Raw genomic sequence first — 16,423 nt, forward strand, 5'->3', positions numbered from 1 at the left:
GCTATTCCTTGAGCTGGTCGATCAGGCGCGACATGAAACGCTCGCCCGCGACGAACTGTTCGATGGTGATGTATTCGTCCGGCTGGTGGGCCTGTTCGATGCTGCCGGGGCCGCAGACCACCGCCGAATAGCCGCGTTCCTGAAACTGGCCCGCCTCTGTGCCGTAGCTGACCACATGGGTGGCATTGTCGCCCGTCAGGCCGCGGGCGATGGCTTCGGCCTCTCCCTTCGGCTCGGGGCGCAGGGGGGGTACGTGGAAATACTGCTTCACCTCGATACCGGCGCCGGGGTGGATCGCCTTCATGTCCGCCTCCACCCGGCGGACCTCCTGCAGAAAGGCGCTGTGCCAGTCGGCCAGGCTCTCGCCCGGCACGCAGCGGAAATCGAGGCCGAAGCGGCAATCGGCGGCGGTGATATTGTGCGCGGTACCGCCCGAGATGGTGCCGACATGGATCGTGGTGAAGGGCGGCTCGTACACCGCATCCTCCGGCGCGGGCGGGCGGGCGCGGTTTTCGGCGTTGCGGCGATTGGCCCAGTCGATCAGCCGGGCCCCTTCCATGATCGCGCTGACGCCCCGGTGCATGAGCGAGGAATGCACCTCGTGCCCGCGCAGATGCGTGGCGAACCCGGCGCCCCCCTTGTGGCCGGTGACCACCTTCATCCCCGAGGGCTCGCCGATGATCGCGGCGGAGGCGCGCGGCAGGTCGGCGTTGGCAACCATATGATCGATCATTTGCGGCGCGCCGATACAGCCCAGCTCTTCGTCATGCGACAGGGCGATCTGCAGCGGGCGGTGCACGCCTTCGGCCTGCGCGCGCACCAGCGCCCAGAGCGCCAGCGCGTCAAACCCCTTCATGTCGCAGGTGCCGCGGCCGTGGTATTTTCCGTTACGCTCGGTCACCGTCCATGGGTCGCTCGCCCAGTCCTGCCCGTCGACCGGCACAACGTCGGTATGGCCCGACAGCACGATGCCCCCGGCCCGCGCCGGGCCGACATGGGCATAGAGGCTGGCCTTGCGCGCATCCTGCGCGTCGGGCACGCGGGTGCTGGCGATGCCGAAGCCCGACAGGTAATCCTCGACCCAGTCGACCAGCGCAAGATTGCCGTCCCGGCTGACCGTCGGGAATGACACAAGTTTTTCAAGCAGTTGTCGCGGCGTCAACGGGCGGCCCATCGGGTGCTCCCTGCGTTTCCCTGAGCGTCAGGGTGATGCCCCGCGCCGGCAAGGTCAAGCCACCAGAGGCGCGGTTGCCCCGGCGTTTCGCCCAATCTGCGAATAAAAACACCCGCCCCCGGCAGGCGCGGCGGCGTGGCGGCGGGTTTGACGCCGGGCGCCTGCGCGGAACGCTGTTCCGGCCCTGCCCGCCGGCGCCGAAAATCTGTTCCGCCGCGCCGCCCTTGCCGAAGGGCCCTGCGGCTTGATCCGGGGCGCGGTTGCGGTCAGATCACACCCATTCACGTTTGCAAGGATGCGGATATGTTCGAAGACCTCGGGTTCGAAACCCTGACCGCGCCGCAGGCCGCCATCTGGTTCGGCCTGATCCTGGGCGCCGCCTTCGGCCTGCTGGCCGAGATCACCGGCTTTTGCTTTCGCCGCACCGTCTCGGGCCCGGTGGCGGAGCGCCGCCCGGCGCTTGGCCTGTGGCTGGTCGCCGTGGTGGCCGCGCTGATCGGCACCCAGGGGGCGGTGGCCGCCGGGCTGATTTCTTTCGAAGAGCACCGGTTCTTCGCCGCCGATCTGCCGGTGCTGGCGATCATCGCGGGCGGGCTGTTGTTCGGCGCCGGAATGGTGCTGACACGCGGCTGCGTCTCGCGCCTGACCGTTCTGACGGGCACCGGCAACCTGCGCGCGCTGCTGGTGCTGGTGGTCTTTGCCATCACCGCGCATGCCACGTTGAAAGGCGTACTGGCGCCGCTGCGCGTGGCGCTCGGGTCAGTCACGGTGCCGCTGCAAAGCGCCGGCCTGTCCGCCCTGCCCGGCGGGGCGTGGGTATGGACGGCGCTGCTGGCGCTTCCGGCGCTGGCCTATGCGGCACGCTCGGGCGTTTCGCCGCGCAAGGCGGCGCTGGCGGTGCCGCTCGGTCTGCTGGCGGCGATAGGCTGGGTCGGCACCGGCTTTGTGCTTTACGACGATTTCGACCCGATCGCGCTGGAATCGCTCTCCTTCACCTCGACCGCCGCCGACACGCTGTTCTGGGGCATCGCGGCCACGTCGATCCCGGCGCGGTTCGGCGTGGGGCTGATCGGCGGGGTGCTGGCCGGCGCGCTGGTGGCATCCCTGCTGGGCGGGCGCTTCCGCTGGCAAAGCTTCGAGAGCCCGGCGCAAACCGGGCGCTACATGGCCGGCGCGCTGCTGATGGGCGTGGGGGGTGTGCTGGCGGGCGGCTGCACCGTGGGCGCGGGCCTGTCGGGCATCCCGACGCTCAGCTTTGCCGCGCTTCTGGCGGTGCTGGCCATCGCGGCGGGCGGCGTGATCGCCGACCGCGCGCTTACTCCATCTCGTGCCGGATCCGGCGGATCATCAGCCACACCCCCAGCACGACAAGCGGCGTGAGCATCGCGGTCAGCATCCCCTTGCTCAGCCCCAGCGGCTCGGCAAGGGGATAGGCCATGTACGAGGCCAGGCTGACCGCATAATAGCTGATCGCGACGACGGACAGCCCCTCGACCGTCTTTTGCAGGCGAAGCTGCAGATCAGCGCGCCGGTCCATGCTTTCGAGCAGCTTCTGGTTCTGGGCGGAACGATCCACATCCACCTGGGTGCGCAACAACTCGCCCGCCCGGATCGCGCGTTCCGTCATCTCATGCAGCCGCCGTTCGGTGGATTTGACCGTGCGCATCGCCGGGTCGAACCGGCGCATCATGAATTCGCGGAAGGTCTGGCGCCCCTCGAACCGCGATTCGCGCATCACCTCGATCCGCTGATGCACGATCGCCTCATAGGCGGCGGTGGCACCGAAGCGGAACTGCGACTGGGCGGTCATGTTCTCCAGCTCGGCAGAGATCGCCAGAAGCGCGTGCAGCGTTTCCTCGGGCGTATGGTCGCCGGTTTTGAGATCGCCGACCAGCGTCACCAGCTTCGGGTCGATCGCGCCCATCTGCGCCGAAAGTTCGCGCGCGCGGGGCAGGCCCAACATCGACATCGCCTTGTAGGTCTCGATCTCGGTCAGGCGCTGCACGATGCGGCCAACGCGCCGCGCGCCCGTCTCGGGGCGCACGAACAGGGCAAAGCGCATGTGCCCGGCGCTGTCGATGCGAAAATCCGAGGCCATGACCGCGCTGTCATCCAGCACCCCCGAACAGGCCAGGCTTTCGGGCACGAACCAGTCGCCCAGACGGCGCACGATGCTTTCGTCGGGCTCGCGCAACTGCTCCATCCGGATCAGCGCAGAGGTGATGCGCAGGCCCGGCGCGGTGGCCAGCCAATCGTCGGGGAAAACCTCGAACGCGCTCGGATCGAACGGGCGGTCGGCAACGCCATCGGTGAAGATCGTGTAGGTCACGAATTCCGTATGGCTTTCCCATTTCAGCTTGTGCCGCCCGATATCGCCGAAGAAATGGGTGGCGTCGGGCTGCGGATGCTGGGCGCCGAACCGGTCGAGCAGGTCGAGCAGATGCGCGCGGTCTGCGCCCCGGTCGCGGTTGGCGGCGTCATGGGGGCGCTTTATCGCCAGATAGGCGGCGTGGCACGGCGTTTCCAGCGCCGGGAACGGGCGCGCGTGCAGCTCGTTGGCCATCATGTAGCGCAGCGGGTGGTCTTCGATCGGGCTCATGCCGGTGCCTTCTGAAACGTCCCCAGACCCTACCCGGAAACGCGCCCGTGTAAACATAAACATTCAACAAAAACCATATGTTGAACGCATACAATGGCACACTGCGGCGGGATCAGCCGGATTTGGGCGGAGCCTTCTCGCGCCGTGTACGCGCGATCAGCATGAACCCGGCAAGGCCCAGAAACGCCAGCCCGGCGCTGGCCCAGAAGGTCGCCGCCGGGCCGGGCCCGGCCCACAGAACGCCGGCCAGCAGGCTGGCCAGAAACAGCGCCACGCCGCTTGTCAGGTTGAAGACGCCGAAGGCGGTGGCGCGCAGCTCGACCGGGGCGCTGTCGGCCACCAGCGCCGACAACAGCCCCTGTGTCAGGCCCAGATGCAGCCCCCAAAGCGCCGCGCCGATGAAAACCGCCGCCACGCCCTGCGCCATGGCCAGCACCACATCCGATACCACCAGCGCCGCGAACCCCAGCATCAGCAGCCCGCGCTTGCCGATCCCGTCGGACAGCACCCCGACCGGATAGGCCGAGGCCGAGGAGACCAGATTGATGATCACCAGGATCATCGGCGCGAGGGCCAGGGCAAGCCCCTGCTCCTCGGCCCGCAGGATGATGAATGCCTCGGTGAACCGGGCCAGCGTCATCACCCCGCCCAACGCCACCACACCCCAGAACAGCGGCCCCATCCGCGACAGCATCTTGCGGTCGATCGGGGTGCGCACCGGGGCGGCGGCCGGGGCGCGCTCTGGCTCGCGCACGAAGGTAACGAGCAGGAAAACCGCGATGCAGCCGGGCACAAGCGCGACCCAGAACACCAGCCGGAAGTTATCGGAAAACAGCGCCATCAGCGCCATCGCCAGCAGCGGCCCGACAAAAGCGCCGATATTGTCGAGCGACTGGCGCAGGCCATAGGCCGCGCCGCGCTTGTCGGGCGGGGCCAGATCGCCGACCAGCGCATCGCGCGGCGCCCCGCGGATACCCTTGCCGATCCGGTCGGAAAACCGCGCGCCCAGCACCCAGCCCGCCGTGGGCGCCAGCGCGAAGATCGGCTTTGACAGGGTGCCCAGCCCGTAGCCCAGAATGGTCAGCGGCTTGCGCTTGCCCATCCTGTCGCTCAGCGCGCCGGAAAACAGCTTGGTGATATTGGCCGTGGCCTCGCCGATCCCCTCGATCAGGCCGACGGTCACGGTGCTGGCCCCAAGGACCGTCACCAGAAACACCGGCAGCAGCCCGTGGATCATCTCGGAGGAGATATCCATCAGCATGCTCACAAAGCCCAGCGCCCAGATACTGCGCGGAAGGCCGCGCCAGTTGCCCTTGTCACCGTCGGTCATGCTGCCCCCTTTGCGTTACGGCAAACGCTAGGCCCGCCGCGGCCACCGGGCAACAAGAAAGCCCCGGCGCAACGGCCGGGGCTTTGGTTTTCGCGCGCTGCCGGTTACTGGATCAGCGTCAGCAGCTTGTCGATGCTGGCCTTGGCGTCGCCATAGAACATGCGCGTGTTTTCCTTGTAGAACAGCGGGTTCTCGATGCCCGAATAGCCCGTGCCCTGGCCGCGCTTGCTGACGAACACCTGTTTCGCCTTCCAGCATTCCAGCACCGGCATGCCGGCAATGGGGCTGTTGGGGTCTTCCTGCGCCGCCGGGTTCACGATGTCGTTGGAACCGATGACGATCGCCACATCCGTGTCCGGGAAATCGTCGTTGATCTCGTCCATCTCCAGCACGATGTCATAGGGCACCCGCGCCTCGGCCAGCAGCACGTTCATGTGGCCGGGCAGACGCCCCGCCACCGGGTGGATGGCAAAGCGCACCTCCTTGCCCTTGGCGCGCAGCCGCTTGGTCAGCTCGGATACCGATTGCTGCGCCTGCGCCACCGCCATGCCGTAGCCGGGGATGATGATGATGCTGTCGGCCTCGTCCAGCGCCGTTGCCACGCCTTCGGCGTCGATCGCGATCTGCTCGCCCTCGACCTCCATCGCCGGTCCCGCCGCGCCGCCGAAGCCGCCCAGAATGACCGAGATGAAGCTGCGGTTCATCGCCTTGCACATGATGTACGACAGGATCGCGCCCGAAGAGCCCACCAGCGCGCCCACCACGATCAGCAGATCGTTGCCAAGGCTGAAGCCGATGGCCGCCGCCGCCCAGCCGGAATAGCTGTTGAGCATCGACACCACCACCGGCATGTCGGCGCCGCCGATACCCATGATCAGGTGATAGCCGATGAACAGTGCGGCCAGCGTCATCAGGAACAGCGGGAAAAAGCCGCCGGTGTTGAAGTACCAGATCAGGCACAGCACCGAAAGCGCCGCGGCGCCCGCGTTCAGCATATGCCCGCCCGGCAGTTTGGTCGCGGCCGAGCCGACCTTGCCCGCCAGCTTGCCATAGGCGATGACAGAGCCGGTGAAGGTCACGGCACCGATGAAGATGCCCAGAAACAGCTCGACCCGCAGGATGTTGACCTCGACCGAGGTCTTGTGCGCCAGCAGGGCTGCAAAGCCGTCCAGCCCTTGGCGGGCGGCATCGTCCATCGCCAGCACGCGGCCCAGTTCGATATGGGCGACATAGCCCACGAACACCGCCGCGAGACCGACCAGAGAGTGCATCGCCGCAACAAGCTGCGGCATCTCTGTCATCTGGACGCGTTGCGCCACGACATAGCCGATCGCGCCGCCGGCGGCGATCAGGATGACCGACAGCAGCCACAGGCCCGAGCCGGGTCCGATCAGCGTTGCCAGCACCGCCAGCGCCATGCCGGCGATCCCGTACCAGACCGCGCGCTTGGCGCTTTCCTGCCCCGACAGGCCGCCGAGCGACAGGATGAACAGAACAGCCGCGACAACATAGGCGGCAGTGGTGAATCCGAATTCCATGGTCCCGGCCTCCTTAAGATTTCTGGAACATGGCAAGCATGCGCCGGGTTACGAGGAAGCCGCCGAAGATGTTGATCCCGGCCATGAAGACCGACAGCGCCGCCAGAATGATCACCAGCGCCGAATCCGATCCGATCTGCATCAGGGCCCCCAGGATGATGATCGACGAAATCGCGTTGGTGACCGCCATCAAGGGCGTGTGCAGGCTGTGGCTGACGTTCCAGATCACCTGGAAGCCCACGAACACCGCCAGCACGAACACGATGAAATGCTGCATGAAGCTGGCCGGGGCCACCAGCCCCACCCCCAGGATCAGCGCGGCACCCACCACCAGCAGCGTGACCTGCTGTTTGGTCTGCGCCTTGAAGGCGGCAACCTCCTGCGCGCGCTTTTCTTCCGGCGTCAGCTCCTTGACCGCTTCCTTGGGCTTGGCGGCAATCGCCTTCACCTTCGGCGGCGGCGGCGGGAAGGTGATTTCGCCGTCATAGGTGACCGTCGCGCCGCGGATCACGTCATCTTCCATGTTATGCACGACCTGCCCGTCTTTTTCGGGCGTCAAATCGAACATCATGTGGCGGATGTTGTTGCCATAAAGCGTGGAGGCCTGCGCGGCCATCCGGCTGGGGAAATCGGTATAGCCGACGATGGTCACACCGTTTTCGCTGACAACCTTCTGATCCTTGACGGTCAGATCGCAGTTGCCACCCTTTTCGGCGGCAAGATCGATCACGACCGAGCCCGGCTTCATCGCCGCGACCATGTCTTCGAGCCACAGCTTGGGCGCATCGCGGCCCGGGATCAGCGCCGTGGTGATGACGATATCCATGTCGGGGGCCAGCTCGCGGAATTTCTCGAGCTGCTTTTCGCGGAACTCGGGCGAGGAAGGCGCGGCATAGCCGCCCGTCGCCGCGCCGTCCTGCGCGGCCTCCTCGAAATCGAGGAACACGAAATTCGCACCCATCGATTCGATCTGCTCGGCCACTTCGGGGCGCACGTCGAAGGCATAGACGATCGCGCCCAGCGAGGTCGCCGTGCCGATCGCGGCGAGGCCCGCCACGCCAGCGCCCACCACCAGAACCTTGGCCGGGGGCACCTTGCCCGCCGCCGTCACCTGGCCGGTGAAGAAGCGGCCAAAGTTGTTGCCGGCCTCGATCACCGCGCGGTAACCCGCGATATTGGCCATCGACGACAGCGCGTCCATCTTCTGCGCACGGGAAATGCGCGGCACCATGTCCATGGCGATCACATTGGCGCCCTTGGATTTGCACAGCTCCAGCAGCGCCTCGTTCTGCGCCGGCCAGAAGAAGGAAATCAGCGTCTGCCCCTTGGTCAGGCGCTTGGCCTCGGTCTCGTTGGGCTCGCGCACCTTGATGACGATATCCACCGCTTTCCAAAGTGCGGCGGGCGTCTTGATGATCTCGACCCCGGCTTGCGCATAGGCGTCATCGGAAAAACCCGCCGCTGCCCCCGCTCCGGTTTCAATTGCACAGTCATACCCCAGCTTCTGAAGCTGAAGGGCGCTCTCCGGGGTCATCGCAACGCGCGCTTCCCCTTCGAATACCTCCTTCGGTGCCCCGATTTTCACGTCCTCAATCCCTCTCTATCCGGCCCGGCCGAACCTTTACCCTAAAAGACGCCAGACTATTACCATTGCGTAACATTATTTCACAAGCATATCGGTGTTGATTTTCGATCCTGTCGTTTCGCGGCCTACAACCAGCGTCGCACACGCGCGGCATAGCTGTCGAAGGCGGCGCCGAACTCCTGCCGGATCCGGACCTCCTCGCCCCGGATGAACCGCTTCTCGATCAGCGCCATGAAGGCCGGGATCAGCACCAGGCTCAGCCCCGCGTCCCAGCGCAGGATCAGCCCGCCCAGGATCAGCGCATCGCCCAGATAGATCGGATTGCGTGTCAGCCGGTAGATGCCGCCCCGCACCAGCGTTCCGGGGGTTCTGCGAGGGATGACCGTGGTGCGATTGCCAAGGAACTGCGCCACGGCCGCGACCCCGATCAACAGACCCGCGCCGATCAGAACGGCGCCCAGCGCATCGGCCCAGCCGCCGAACCGGAAAACCGGAAGCCAGCGCGCCTGCCCCCAGGCCAGCCCGCCGAACAGCGCCAGCCACATCGGCGGAAGGTCGATCCATCGCAGCACGAAACGTATCAATTCGCGGTTCCCCGAAGTCATTGCCTCGCGACTAGGCAATGCGGGGCCGTGATTTGCAAGCCCCCGGCGGGCCGCCGCGCCGCATTGACCAGGGCGCGCGCGGGTGGTTCTGATCGGCGCGGAAAGGACCCGCGCCATGCCCCCCTACCAGATCCGCCACGTCCACCCCGGCGACGGCCCCGCCGCACACCATGTCCTGCATGCCGCGGTGCATCAGGGGGCGGCCGCGTTCTATAGCGCGGCAGAGCGGGCCGCCTGGGCCCCCGACGGCCCGCCCGCCCCGGATTGGGAGCCGCGGCTGCTGTCCGGTCACACGCTGGTGGCCGAAGACCGGGCCGGCGCGATGATCGGATTCATGACGCTGGGCCATGACGGGTTTCTCGATTTCGCCTATGTCGCACCGGGCTGGATGGGCAAGGGCGTCGGCGATGCGCTTTATGCCGCTCTCGAACCGATCGCGCGCGCAGCCGGGCTGCGGGTGCTCAGCACCGAGGCCAGCCATCTGGCGCGGCGGTTCTTTCACCGCCACGGCTGGGCAACCGTGGCGCGGCAAAGCGCGATCCGTGATGGCGTGGCAATCACCAACTTCCGTATGGAATGCCCCCTGCCCTGATTTCGCCACGATATCGCCCCGCGCGTGTCACGGCCCCAGCAAAACCCGGCCTCACTAATTCTTTAGTCACTGGCGATAGCAAGAAACGTGTGAAGGGCTTTGCCGCGCTTCGCAGGGTGCCCGCACGGGTGCTCGAACAGGAAATATGAGGCACAGCAACCGGGGCAAGGCACGGGGGCGCAGGGGACACGGGCACGGGCAACCGCCCGCTTGGGAAGGAACGCAACTCCTTTCATCTCCAACGCGCCTTTCCTCCTCCCGCGTGGTACCGAGTGGAGACAGATGGCGATTTTCGACGTCAAGTTTTATGATGCGGACCCATCGGGTATCCTTTCGCGCAGCGTGGGGGCCACAGTCACATGGAGCGGCCCGGCCACGCCCGCAGGTGCCGCGACGATCACCGACAATGAATCGGGCGTCGGCGGCCAGACACTGGATGACGATAGCGCCGGGCGCGAAGCCGCGACGGCCAGTGTCACCGTCAATGGCCTGACCTCCACCAACAGCACCGTCGATGCCGAACTCGTCTGGACCCTGCGCGACACGGTGACCGGCCAGCAGTTCCAGGTGGCGCAGTTCCAGGTCGAAAACGGCGGAGCGTCGGGTTATTACACACTGTCGGAAATGCCGCTGGTCGCGGGGCGCGACTATGAGGTCATGGCCTATGACAGCAACCCCAACGCCTCATCTGGCGACATCGCCTTCAGCTATGCGGATTATGTCGAAAGCGACGGCGTCGTCGCGGGCAGCTCCGGCGACGATATCATCGACGCAGGCTATACCGGCGATCCCGAGAACGATCTGGTCGACGATGGCGTCGGGACCGGCGGCGCGGGAATGGGCGATACCATCGACGCGGGCGCGGGTGATGACACGGTTGCCGCCGGCGCCGGGGCGGATACGGTTTATGGCGGCGCGGGGCGCGATACGATCGACGGCGGCGCGGGCGATGACACGATCTATGGCGACGCGCCCGCCGCCACCGCGCAAAGCGAAGACCTGAACTGGGCGGCCGAGGGCAACGATGGCACCAGCGTGGCGGGCGGTTTCACCCAGTCCACCGGCCAGATGAACGTATCGGTCTCCACCGCGAGCGACGGCAACAACAGCCCGACCTTCCAGGTGGAAACCTCCGATACGGCCTATGTCGCTTCGGGCGAAAGCTTCGATCCCAATTCCAACCTCTATCTCTACGGCGCGGGCGACGCCGCGACCTCGACCACCACGCTGGATTTTTCCGCAGCCGCCGGCAGCGGGCTGAGCGACGCCGTGGAAAACGTGCAGTTCCGCATCAACGACATCGATTCCTATGCCCGGAACCACCAGGACATCGTTACCGTCAGAGCCTATGGTGCGGATGGCAAACCCATCGCCGTTTCCATCGCGCCCAGCGGCGGCGACACCGTTTCCGGCGATACGGCCTCTGGCTACACGATCACCGCCGACAGCTCCTATGACGATCCCGACAGCGCCAGCGGCTCGGCGCTGATCAGCATCGCCGGCCCCGTCGCCCGGATCGAGATCGCCTACCGCAACGGCATCACCCCGTCGGGCGGCAATGCCGGCACCCATGCGATCTGGGTCAGCGATGTCGAATTCCAGACGATGCCCGCCTCCGGCGATGATGACATCATCGACGGCGGCACCGGTGACGACACGATCTTCGCCGGCGACGGCTCCGACACGATCACGTTCCAGGACGGGTTCGGCAGCGATACCGTGGCCGGCGGCGAAGGCGGCACCGACTACGACACACTGGATTTCTCGGCGCTCGGCGCGCCGGTGTCGGGCAGCTATGGCGGGGATGAGGCCGGCACGCTCGGCGATGGCACCAACAGCGTCAGCTTTTCGGAAATCGAACATCTGGTCCTGACCGATCTGGATGATACGGTCGATGCCTCCGCCGACAGCGCGGGCGTCGATATCGACGCGGGTGCCGGGGCGGATGTGATCTCCGGCGGATCGGGCGACGATGTAATCGACGGCGATGCCGGCGACGACACGATCGCCGGCGGCACCGGCGCCGATATCGTGGATGGCGGCACCGGGGACGATACGATCCATGTGGCCGAGGGCGACAGTGCCACCGGCGGCGATGGCGACGATACCTTCACCCTCACCGATCTGGACGAGGCCGGTTCCGCCGGTATCACCATCACCGGCGGCGAGGGCGCGGAAACGGCGGGCGACACGCTCGATTTCCAGGGGCTGATCGGCTTCAAGGACATCACCTATACCAATACCGATGATGCCTCGGGCGGGCTCAGCGGGTTTGCGTCGCTGGCGGACGGGTCGGTGGTCAACTTCTCGGAAATCGAGACGATCATCATCTGTTTCGCGGCCGGCACCCACATCCTGACCCCGCGCGGCGAACGTCCGGTGGAAAGCCTGCGCCCCGGCGATCTGGTGATCACCGCCGACAGCGGGCTGCAGCGCGTGCGCTGGACCGGCCGGCGCGAGGTGCCCGCGCAGGGCAATCTTGCCCCGGTGCGCATCCGTCAGGGCGTTCTCGGCAACACCCGCGATCTGATCGTATCACCGCAGCACCGGATGCTGTGCACGGGTCATCGCGCCGAGCTTCTGTTCAGCCAGAACGAGGTTCTGGTACCCGCGCTGCACCTCGTCGATGGCAAGGATGTGCTGCGCGAGGCGGGCGGCACGGTGACCTATGTGCATATCCTGTTCGACCGGCACGAGGTCGTCTTTGCCGAAGGCGTGGCCAGCGAGAGCTTTCATCCCGGCCACATGGGGCTGGAAGGCATCGCCGATCCGGCCCGCGAAGAGCTGTTCGCGGTCTTCCCCGAGCTGCGCTCGAACATCGGATCTTATGGCCCGACCTCGCGCCTCGTGCTGCGAAAGCACGAAGCGCTGGCCCTGCGCGCGGCCTGAGCCGGCGGGCGCGCCTGTCAGTAGATCCCGTTCGCCCGCTGCACTTCGCGCACATAGGTGATGATGGCGCCGATCTCGGCGTCGGTCAGGCCCGGCACCGGGGGCATGTCGCCAAAGCGCCAGTGATGCGCCCGCGCGCCGTTGCGGGCGGCCATCAGGAATGACATGTCACCGTGATGACCGGGTTCATAGATCTTGTGGATCAGCGGCGGGGCAACCCCCGCCCGCCCGGCGGCGTTCACCCCGTGGCAGCTTGCGCATCTGGCATTGAACGCGGTTTCACCCAGCTTCGCCGTGGCGCTCAACTGTGCGGGAAGGGCAACCTCGACCATCGCGCGCCCTGCGGCGGCCTGCGCCGTTGGCGCGGCAACGCCCTGCCCCGCGAAAATTCCGTAGGCGCCAAGCCCGCCCAGCGCGATGACGGCAACAGCCGCCGCAACAAGTTTCGCGTTCATGAAACCCTCCCTTTACGCCGGGAAGACCCTAAAGGTTCCAGTAAAGGTAAGGTCAAGTCACGGAAAGGTGAACCCGCCCGCCCGCTCAGGCGGTTTTCAGAACCGGCGCACGCCGGCATTCCGCCCATTGCCGCACCGCCTCGCCAAACGCCTCGAACAACGGGCGCGAGACCGGATCGCAGGCCGCGTTATATTCCGGGTGCCACTGCACCGACATGGTAAAGCCGGGCGCGTCTTTCACATAGATCGCTTCGGGCGTGCCATCGGGCGCATAGCCATCCACCACGATCCGCGCGCCGGGGGTCTTGATCCCCTGCCCGTGCAGCGTGTTGGTCATCACCTCGGTCGCGCCGAACAGGCGGGCAAAGGGGCCGCCCTCGGAAAACCGTACCATGTGGCGGAGGGCGAATTTCTCTTCCACCGTGCCATCCGGGGGCATCCGGTGGTTCATCCGGCCCGGCAACTCGCGGATTTCGGGGTAGAGCGTGCCGCCCATGGCCACGTTGACCTCCTGAAACCCGCGGCAGATACCCAGAAGCGGTTGGCCCCGCTCCACCAGCGCCCGGATCAGCGGCAGCGCGATCGAATCGCGGGCACGATCAAAGGCGCCATGCGCCTCGGTCGGGTCTTCGCCATATTCCTCGGGGTGGACGTTGGGCCGGCCGCCGGTGAAAAGGAACCCGTCGCAGGTTTCCAACAACTCCGCCACGGTGACAAAGCGCGGGTCGGCGGGGATAAGCAGCGGCATCGCACCCGAAACTTCGGCCACAGCCTCGGAATTCATCGCGCCGCCGGCGTGAACCTCGTAGCTGTCATTGATCAGATGCTGGTTTCCGATGATGCCGACAATGGGGCGCGCCATATTCGTCCTCTTATCCCGTTGCCACAACAATATAGCGATCACGGGCCGGGGTGAAGAGGCACCGCGCCGCACATGACTTGTGCAGGGGCACCTGCCTGTTTTTTGATCAGCGCGCGCCGCTCAGGCGTCGCCCTCCAGACCCGCGGCGGCGATGCCGGCCAGACCGGCGATCGTGTCATTGTCCGACGTGTCGCCGGTGACCCCCACGGCGCCGACGACGGCGCCCTTGCCATCGCGCAGCAGAATGCCGCCGGGCACCGGCACCACCTTGCCGCCATAGGCACCGTTGACCGCCGCCATGAAATAGGCCTGCTGTTCGGCCCGCGCCATCTGCGCCTTGCCGCCCATGCCCAGCATCACCGCGCCAAAGGCCTTGCCCTCGGCGATCACGAACCGGCCGGGGCTGGCGCCATCCTCGCGTTCGAAGGCGATGACATGGCCCCCCGCATCCAGCACGACGACCGATAGCGGTTTCAGCGCCATCTCGCGGCCCTTCTCGAGCGTTTTGCGGATGATGGTGCGGGCTTTGCGCAGGGTAACGGATGCCATGTCGGATGTTCCTTTCGGTTTGCGGAAATTCAGGTGCGGCGGCTGGATTTGAGCTGCAGGCGGCGCGTGTGCAGCACCGGTTCGGTATAGCCGGAGGGCTGCACCCGCCCCCGGAACACCAGATCGCAGGCCGCCTGAAACGCGACGCCATCAAACCCCGGCGCCATCGGCACATAGGCCGGATCACCCGCGTTCTGCCGATCCACCACCTCGGCCATCTTGTGCATGGCCTCCATCACCTGCGGGGCGCTGATCACATCGTGATGCAGCCAGTTCGCCAGCGCCTGGCTGGAAATGCGGCAGGTGGCGCGGTCTTCCATCAGGCCCACGTCGTGGATATCGGGCACCTTGGAACAGCCCACCCCCTGATCGACCCAGCGCACGACATAGCCCAGAATGCCCTGCGCGTTATTCTCGATCTCGGCGCGCAATTCGTCATCGCTCCAGTTGCGGCCCTCGGCCAGGGGCAGGGTCAGCAGATCGTCCAGCGTGCCGCGCGGCCCGCCGGCGGCGATCTCGTCCTGCCGGGCAAGGACGTTGACCTTGTGGTAATGGGTGGCGTGCAGCGTCGCCGCCGTCGGGCTGGGCACCCAGGCGCAGGTGGCCCCCGCCATCGGATGGCCGATCTTGGCGGCCAGCATGTCGGCCATCAGATCGGGCATGGCCCACATCCCCTTGCCGATCTGCGCCCGCCCCTTCAGCCCGCAGGCCAGCCCGATATCCACATTGCGATCTTCGTAAGAGCTGATCCATGGCTGCGATTTCATCTCGCCCTTGGGCACCATCGGCCCGGCCTCCATCGAGGTGTGGATCTCGTCGCCGGTCCGGTCGAGGAAACCGGTGTTGATGAAGGCCACCCGGTGTCTGGCGGCACGGATGCATTCCTTGAGGTTGGCACTGGTGCGCCGCTCCTCATCCATGATGCCCAGCTTCACGGTATAGCGCGGCAGGCCCAGCGCGGCCTCGACACGGGTAAAGATACGGTCGGCAAAGGCGACCTCTTCGGGCCCGTGCATCTTGGGCTTGACCACATAAACCGACCCGGTGACGGAATTGCGCGCACCGCCCGCCTTTTGCAGATCGTGCATGGCGATGAGCGTGGTCATCATCGCATCCATCAGCCCCTCGAAGGCCTCGTTGCCGTCGCGATCCAGAATCGCGGGCGTGGTCATCAGATGCCCCACGTTGCGCACCAGCATCAGCGCGCGGCCCTTCAGCGTGGCCGGGCCGCCATCGGGCGCGGTGAAGGCCACATCGCCGTTCAGCCGGCGGGTGATGGTGCCGCCGCCCTTGGCCACCTGCTCGGTCAGATCGCCCTTCATCAGGCCCAGCCAGTTGCGATAGGCCAGCGCCTTGTCCTCCCCGTCGACGGCGGCCACGCTGTCTTCGCAATCCATGATAGACGACAGCGCCGCCTCCAGGATCACATCACTGATCCCGGCCGGGTCGGTCTTGCCCACCGGGGTGGACGGGTCGATCACGATGCGGATATGCAGGTTGTTGTTTTGCAGGATCACCTCGTCGGGCGCGGCGGCGTCACCGATATGGCCCGCAAACTGCAACGGATCGGCCAGCGCGGCGCCCTTCAGCGCGCCATCCCCCACCGACAGCGCCGTGACATCGGCCCAGCTTGCCCCGCTCAGCGGCACGGCCTCGTCCAGAAACGCCTTGGCCCAGGCCACCACCCGCGCGCCCCGCGCCGGGTCATAGCCGCCGCCCGCAGGCAGATCGCCCAGCGCATCGGTGCCGTAAAGCGCATCATAGAGCGAGCCCCAGCGCGCATTGGCCGCGTTCAACGCGTAGCGTGCATTCATGATCGGCACCACGAGTTGCGGCCCGGGCTGCCGGGCGATCTCGGGGTCTGTGGGGCCGGTCTCCAGCGTGAAATCAGGGCCCTCGGGCAACAGATATCCGATCTGGCGCAAAAAGGTCGTATAGGCGGCATGGTCGTGCGGCTGGCCCGCACGGGCGGTATGCCAGGCGTCGATCTGTTCCTGCAGATCTTCGCGGCGCTCCAGCAGGGCGCGGTTTTCCGGCCCCAGGTCGTGGATCAGCGCCGACAGTTCCCTCCAGAACACCGCGCCCGATACGCCGGTGCCCGGCAGCGCCTGCTCCTCGACAAACCGTGCAAGAGCGGCATCCACCTGAAGGCCGTCGCGTTCGCTGCGCATTTCCATCCGTGATCCTCCGTATCGCCGGTCACGCCGGCCCGCTGAGAACTACGCTTAGGAAACTTGTTTGCGAT

General features: G+C 66.5%; 13 protein-coding genes. 3 read left to right on the top strand and 10 right to left on the bottom strand.

Annotation, left to right across the window (positions count from 1 at the left end):
- Nucleotide 1 precedes the first annotated feature (1 nt).
- Nucleotides 2-1,174 (bottom strand): acetylornithine deacetylase, encoded by a 1,173-nt coding sequence (gene argE / locus GGR17_RS00990; RefSeq protein WP_054538457.1) that lies wholly within the window; start codon nucleotides 1,172-1,174, stop codon nucleotides 2-4.
- A 303-nt stretch (nucleotides 1,175-1,477) separates the two neighbouring features.
- On the opposite strand from argE, the gene GGR17_RS00995 reads away from it, so the two are divergent.
- The gene (locus tag GGR17_RS00995; protein ID WP_037208326.1) at nucleotides 1,478-2,554 is read left to right on the top strand and encodes a YeeE/YedE family protein; all 1,077 of its coding nucleotides are present in this window, start codon (nucleotides 1,478-1,480) and stop codon (nucleotides 2,552-2,554) included.
- On the opposite strand, the gene GGR17_RS01000 is transcribed toward GGR17_RS00995, so the two are convergent.
- The 5 genes from GGR17_RS01000 to GGR17_RS01020 form a co-directional block, all read right to left on the bottom strand.
- Nucleotides 2,490-3,773 carry a DUF3422 family protein gene (locus GGR17_RS01000; protein ID WP_054538455.1) on the bottom strand — a complete coding sequence of 428 codons (1,284 nt, stop codon included), beginning with the start codon at nucleotides 3,771-3,773 and terminating at the stop codon, nucleotides 2,490-2,492. The genes GGR17_RS00995 and GGR17_RS01000 overlap by 65 nt on opposite strands.
- A gap of 112 nt (nucleotides 3,774-3,885) precedes the next feature.
- Nucleotides 3,886-5,103, bottom strand: a complete 1,218-nt coding sequence (locus GGR17_RS01005; RefSeq protein WP_054538454.1) for an MFS transporter — start codon at nucleotides 5,101-5,103, stop codon at nucleotides 3,886-3,888.
- Between the two features lie 104 nt (nucleotides 5,104-5,207).
- Nucleotides 5,208-6,641 (bottom strand): NAD(P)(+) transhydrogenase (Re/Si-specific) subunit beta, encoded by a 1,434-nt coding sequence (locus tag GGR17_RS01010; RefSeq protein WP_037208284.1) that lies wholly within the window; start codon nucleotides 6,639-6,641, stop codon nucleotides 5,208-5,210.
- Between the two features lie 13 nt (nucleotides 6,642-6,654).
- Nucleotides 6,655-8,226, bottom strand: coding sequence for a Re/Si-specific NAD(P)(+) transhydrogenase subunit alpha (locus GGR17_RS01015; RefSeq protein WP_054538453.1), 1,572 nt, complete (start codon nucleotides 8,224-8,226; stop codon nucleotides 6,655-6,657).
- 125 nt (nucleotides 8,227-8,351) lie between these two features.
- Nucleotides 8,352-8,798, bottom strand: a complete 447-nt coding sequence (locus tag GGR17_RS01020; RefSeq protein WP_328705640.1) for a methyltransferase family protein — start codon at nucleotides 8,796-8,798, stop codon at nucleotides 8,352-8,354.
- A gap of 148 nt (nucleotides 8,799-8,946) precedes the next feature.
- On the opposite strand from GGR17_RS01020, the gene GGR17_RS01025 reads away from it, so the two are divergent.
- Together GGR17_RS01025 and GGR17_RS01030 are read left to right on the top strand one after the other, a co-directional pair.
- A complete protein-coding gene (locus tag GGR17_RS01025; RefSeq protein WP_054538452.1) occupies nucleotides 8,947-9,423 on the top strand; it encodes a GNAT family N-acetyltransferase in 477 nt (158 codons plus the stop codon).
- Between the two features lie 282 nt (nucleotides 9,424-9,705).
- Nucleotides 9,706-12,312 carry a Hint domain-containing protein gene (locus GGR17_RS01030; RefSeq protein ID WP_054538451.1) on the top strand — a complete coding sequence of 869 codons (2,607 nt, stop codon included), beginning with the start codon at nucleotides 9,706-9,708 and terminating at the stop codon, nucleotides 12,310-12,312.
- A gap of 17 nt (nucleotides 12,313-12,329) precedes the next feature.
- Here GGR17_RS01030 and GGR17_RS01035 read toward each other — a convergent pair whose 3' ends face one another.
- From GGR17_RS01035 to GGR17_RS01050, 4 genes are all read right to left on the bottom strand, one after another.
- Nucleotides 12,330-12,767, bottom strand: a complete 438-nt coding sequence (locus GGR17_RS01035) for a c-type cytochrome (RefSeq protein WP_054538450.1) — start codon at nucleotides 12,765-12,767, stop codon at nucleotides 12,330-12,332.
- Between the two features lie 85 nt (nucleotides 12,768-12,852).
- Nucleotides 12,853-13,629, bottom strand: a complete 777-nt coding sequence (locus GGR17_RS01040) for a gamma-glutamyl-gamma-aminobutyrate hydrolase family protein (protein WP_054538449.1) — start codon at nucleotides 13,627-13,629, stop codon at nucleotides 12,853-12,855.
- A 120-nt stretch (nucleotides 13,630-13,749) separates the two neighbouring features.
- Nucleotides 13,750-14,178 carry a GlcG/HbpS family heme-binding protein gene (locus GGR17_RS01045; RefSeq protein WP_054538448.1) on the bottom strand — a complete coding sequence of 143 codons (429 nt, stop codon included), beginning with the start codon at nucleotides 14,176-14,178 and terminating at the stop codon, nucleotides 13,750-13,752.
- Nucleotides 14,179-14,207: 29 nt separating this feature from the next.
- Nucleotides 14,208-16,355: a malate synthase G gene (locus GGR17_RS01050; protein WP_037208293.1), complete on the bottom strand. Its 2,148-nt coding sequence runs from the start codon at nucleotides 16,353-16,355 to the stop codon at nucleotides 14,208-14,210.
- Nucleotides 16,356-16,423: the final 68 nt, after the last annotated feature.

The organism is Actibacterium naphthalenivorans (assembly GCF_014196965.1).
In the GTDB taxonomy this organism is placed as follows: Bacteria; Pseudomonadota; Alphaproteobacteria; order Rhodobacterales; family Rhodobacteraceae; genus Actibacterium_A; species Actibacterium_A naphthalenivorans.

What these genes read in the sequence shown, in the direction of transcription:
- argE (WP_054538457.1), bottom strand. Translation starts at nt 1,174, where the DNA reads ATGGGCCGCCCGTTGACGCCGCGACAACTGCTTGAAAAACTTGTGTCA.
- GGR17_RS00995 (WP_037208326.1), top strand. Translation starts at nt 1,478, where the DNA reads ATGTTCGAAGACCTCGGGTTCGAAACCCTGACCGCGCCGCAGGCCGCC.
- GGR17_RS01000 (WP_054538455.1), bottom strand. Translation starts at nt 3,773, where the DNA reads ATGAGCCCGATCGAAGACCACCCGCTGCGCTACATGATGGCCAACGAG.
- GGR17_RS01005 (WP_054538454.1), bottom strand. Translation starts at nt 5,103, where the DNA reads ATGACCGACGGTGACAAGGGCAACTGGCGCGGCCTTCCGCGCAGTATC.
- GGR17_RS01010 (WP_037208284.1), bottom strand. Translation starts at nt 6,641, where the DNA reads ATGGAATTCGGATTCACCACTGCCGCCTATGTTGTCGCGGCTGTTCTG.
- GGR17_RS01025 (WP_054538452.1), top strand. Translation starts at nt 8,947, where the DNA reads ATGCCCCCCTACCAGATCCGCCACGTCCACCCCGGCGACGGCCCCGCC.
- GGR17_RS01030 (WP_054538451.1), top strand. Translation starts at nt 9,706, where the DNA reads ATGGCGATTTTCGACGTCAAGTTTTATGATGCGGACCCATCGGGTATC.
- GGR17_RS01035 (WP_054538450.1), bottom strand. Translation starts at nt 12,767, where the DNA reads ATGAACGCGAAACTTGTTGCGGCGGCTGTTGCCGTCATCGCGCTGGGC.
- GGR17_RS01040 (WP_054538449.1), bottom strand. Translation starts at nt 13,629, where the DNA reads ATGGCGCGCCCCATTGTCGGCATCATCGGAAACCAGCATCTGATCAAT.
- GGR17_RS01045 (WP_054538448.1), bottom strand. Translation starts at nt 14,178, where the DNA reads ATGGCATCCGTTACCCTGCGCAAAGCCCGCACCATCATCCGCAAAACG.
- GGR17_RS01050 (WP_037208293.1), bottom strand. Translation starts at nt 16,355, where the DNA reads ATGGAAATGCGCAGCGAACGCGACGGCCTTCAGGTGGATGCCGCTCTT.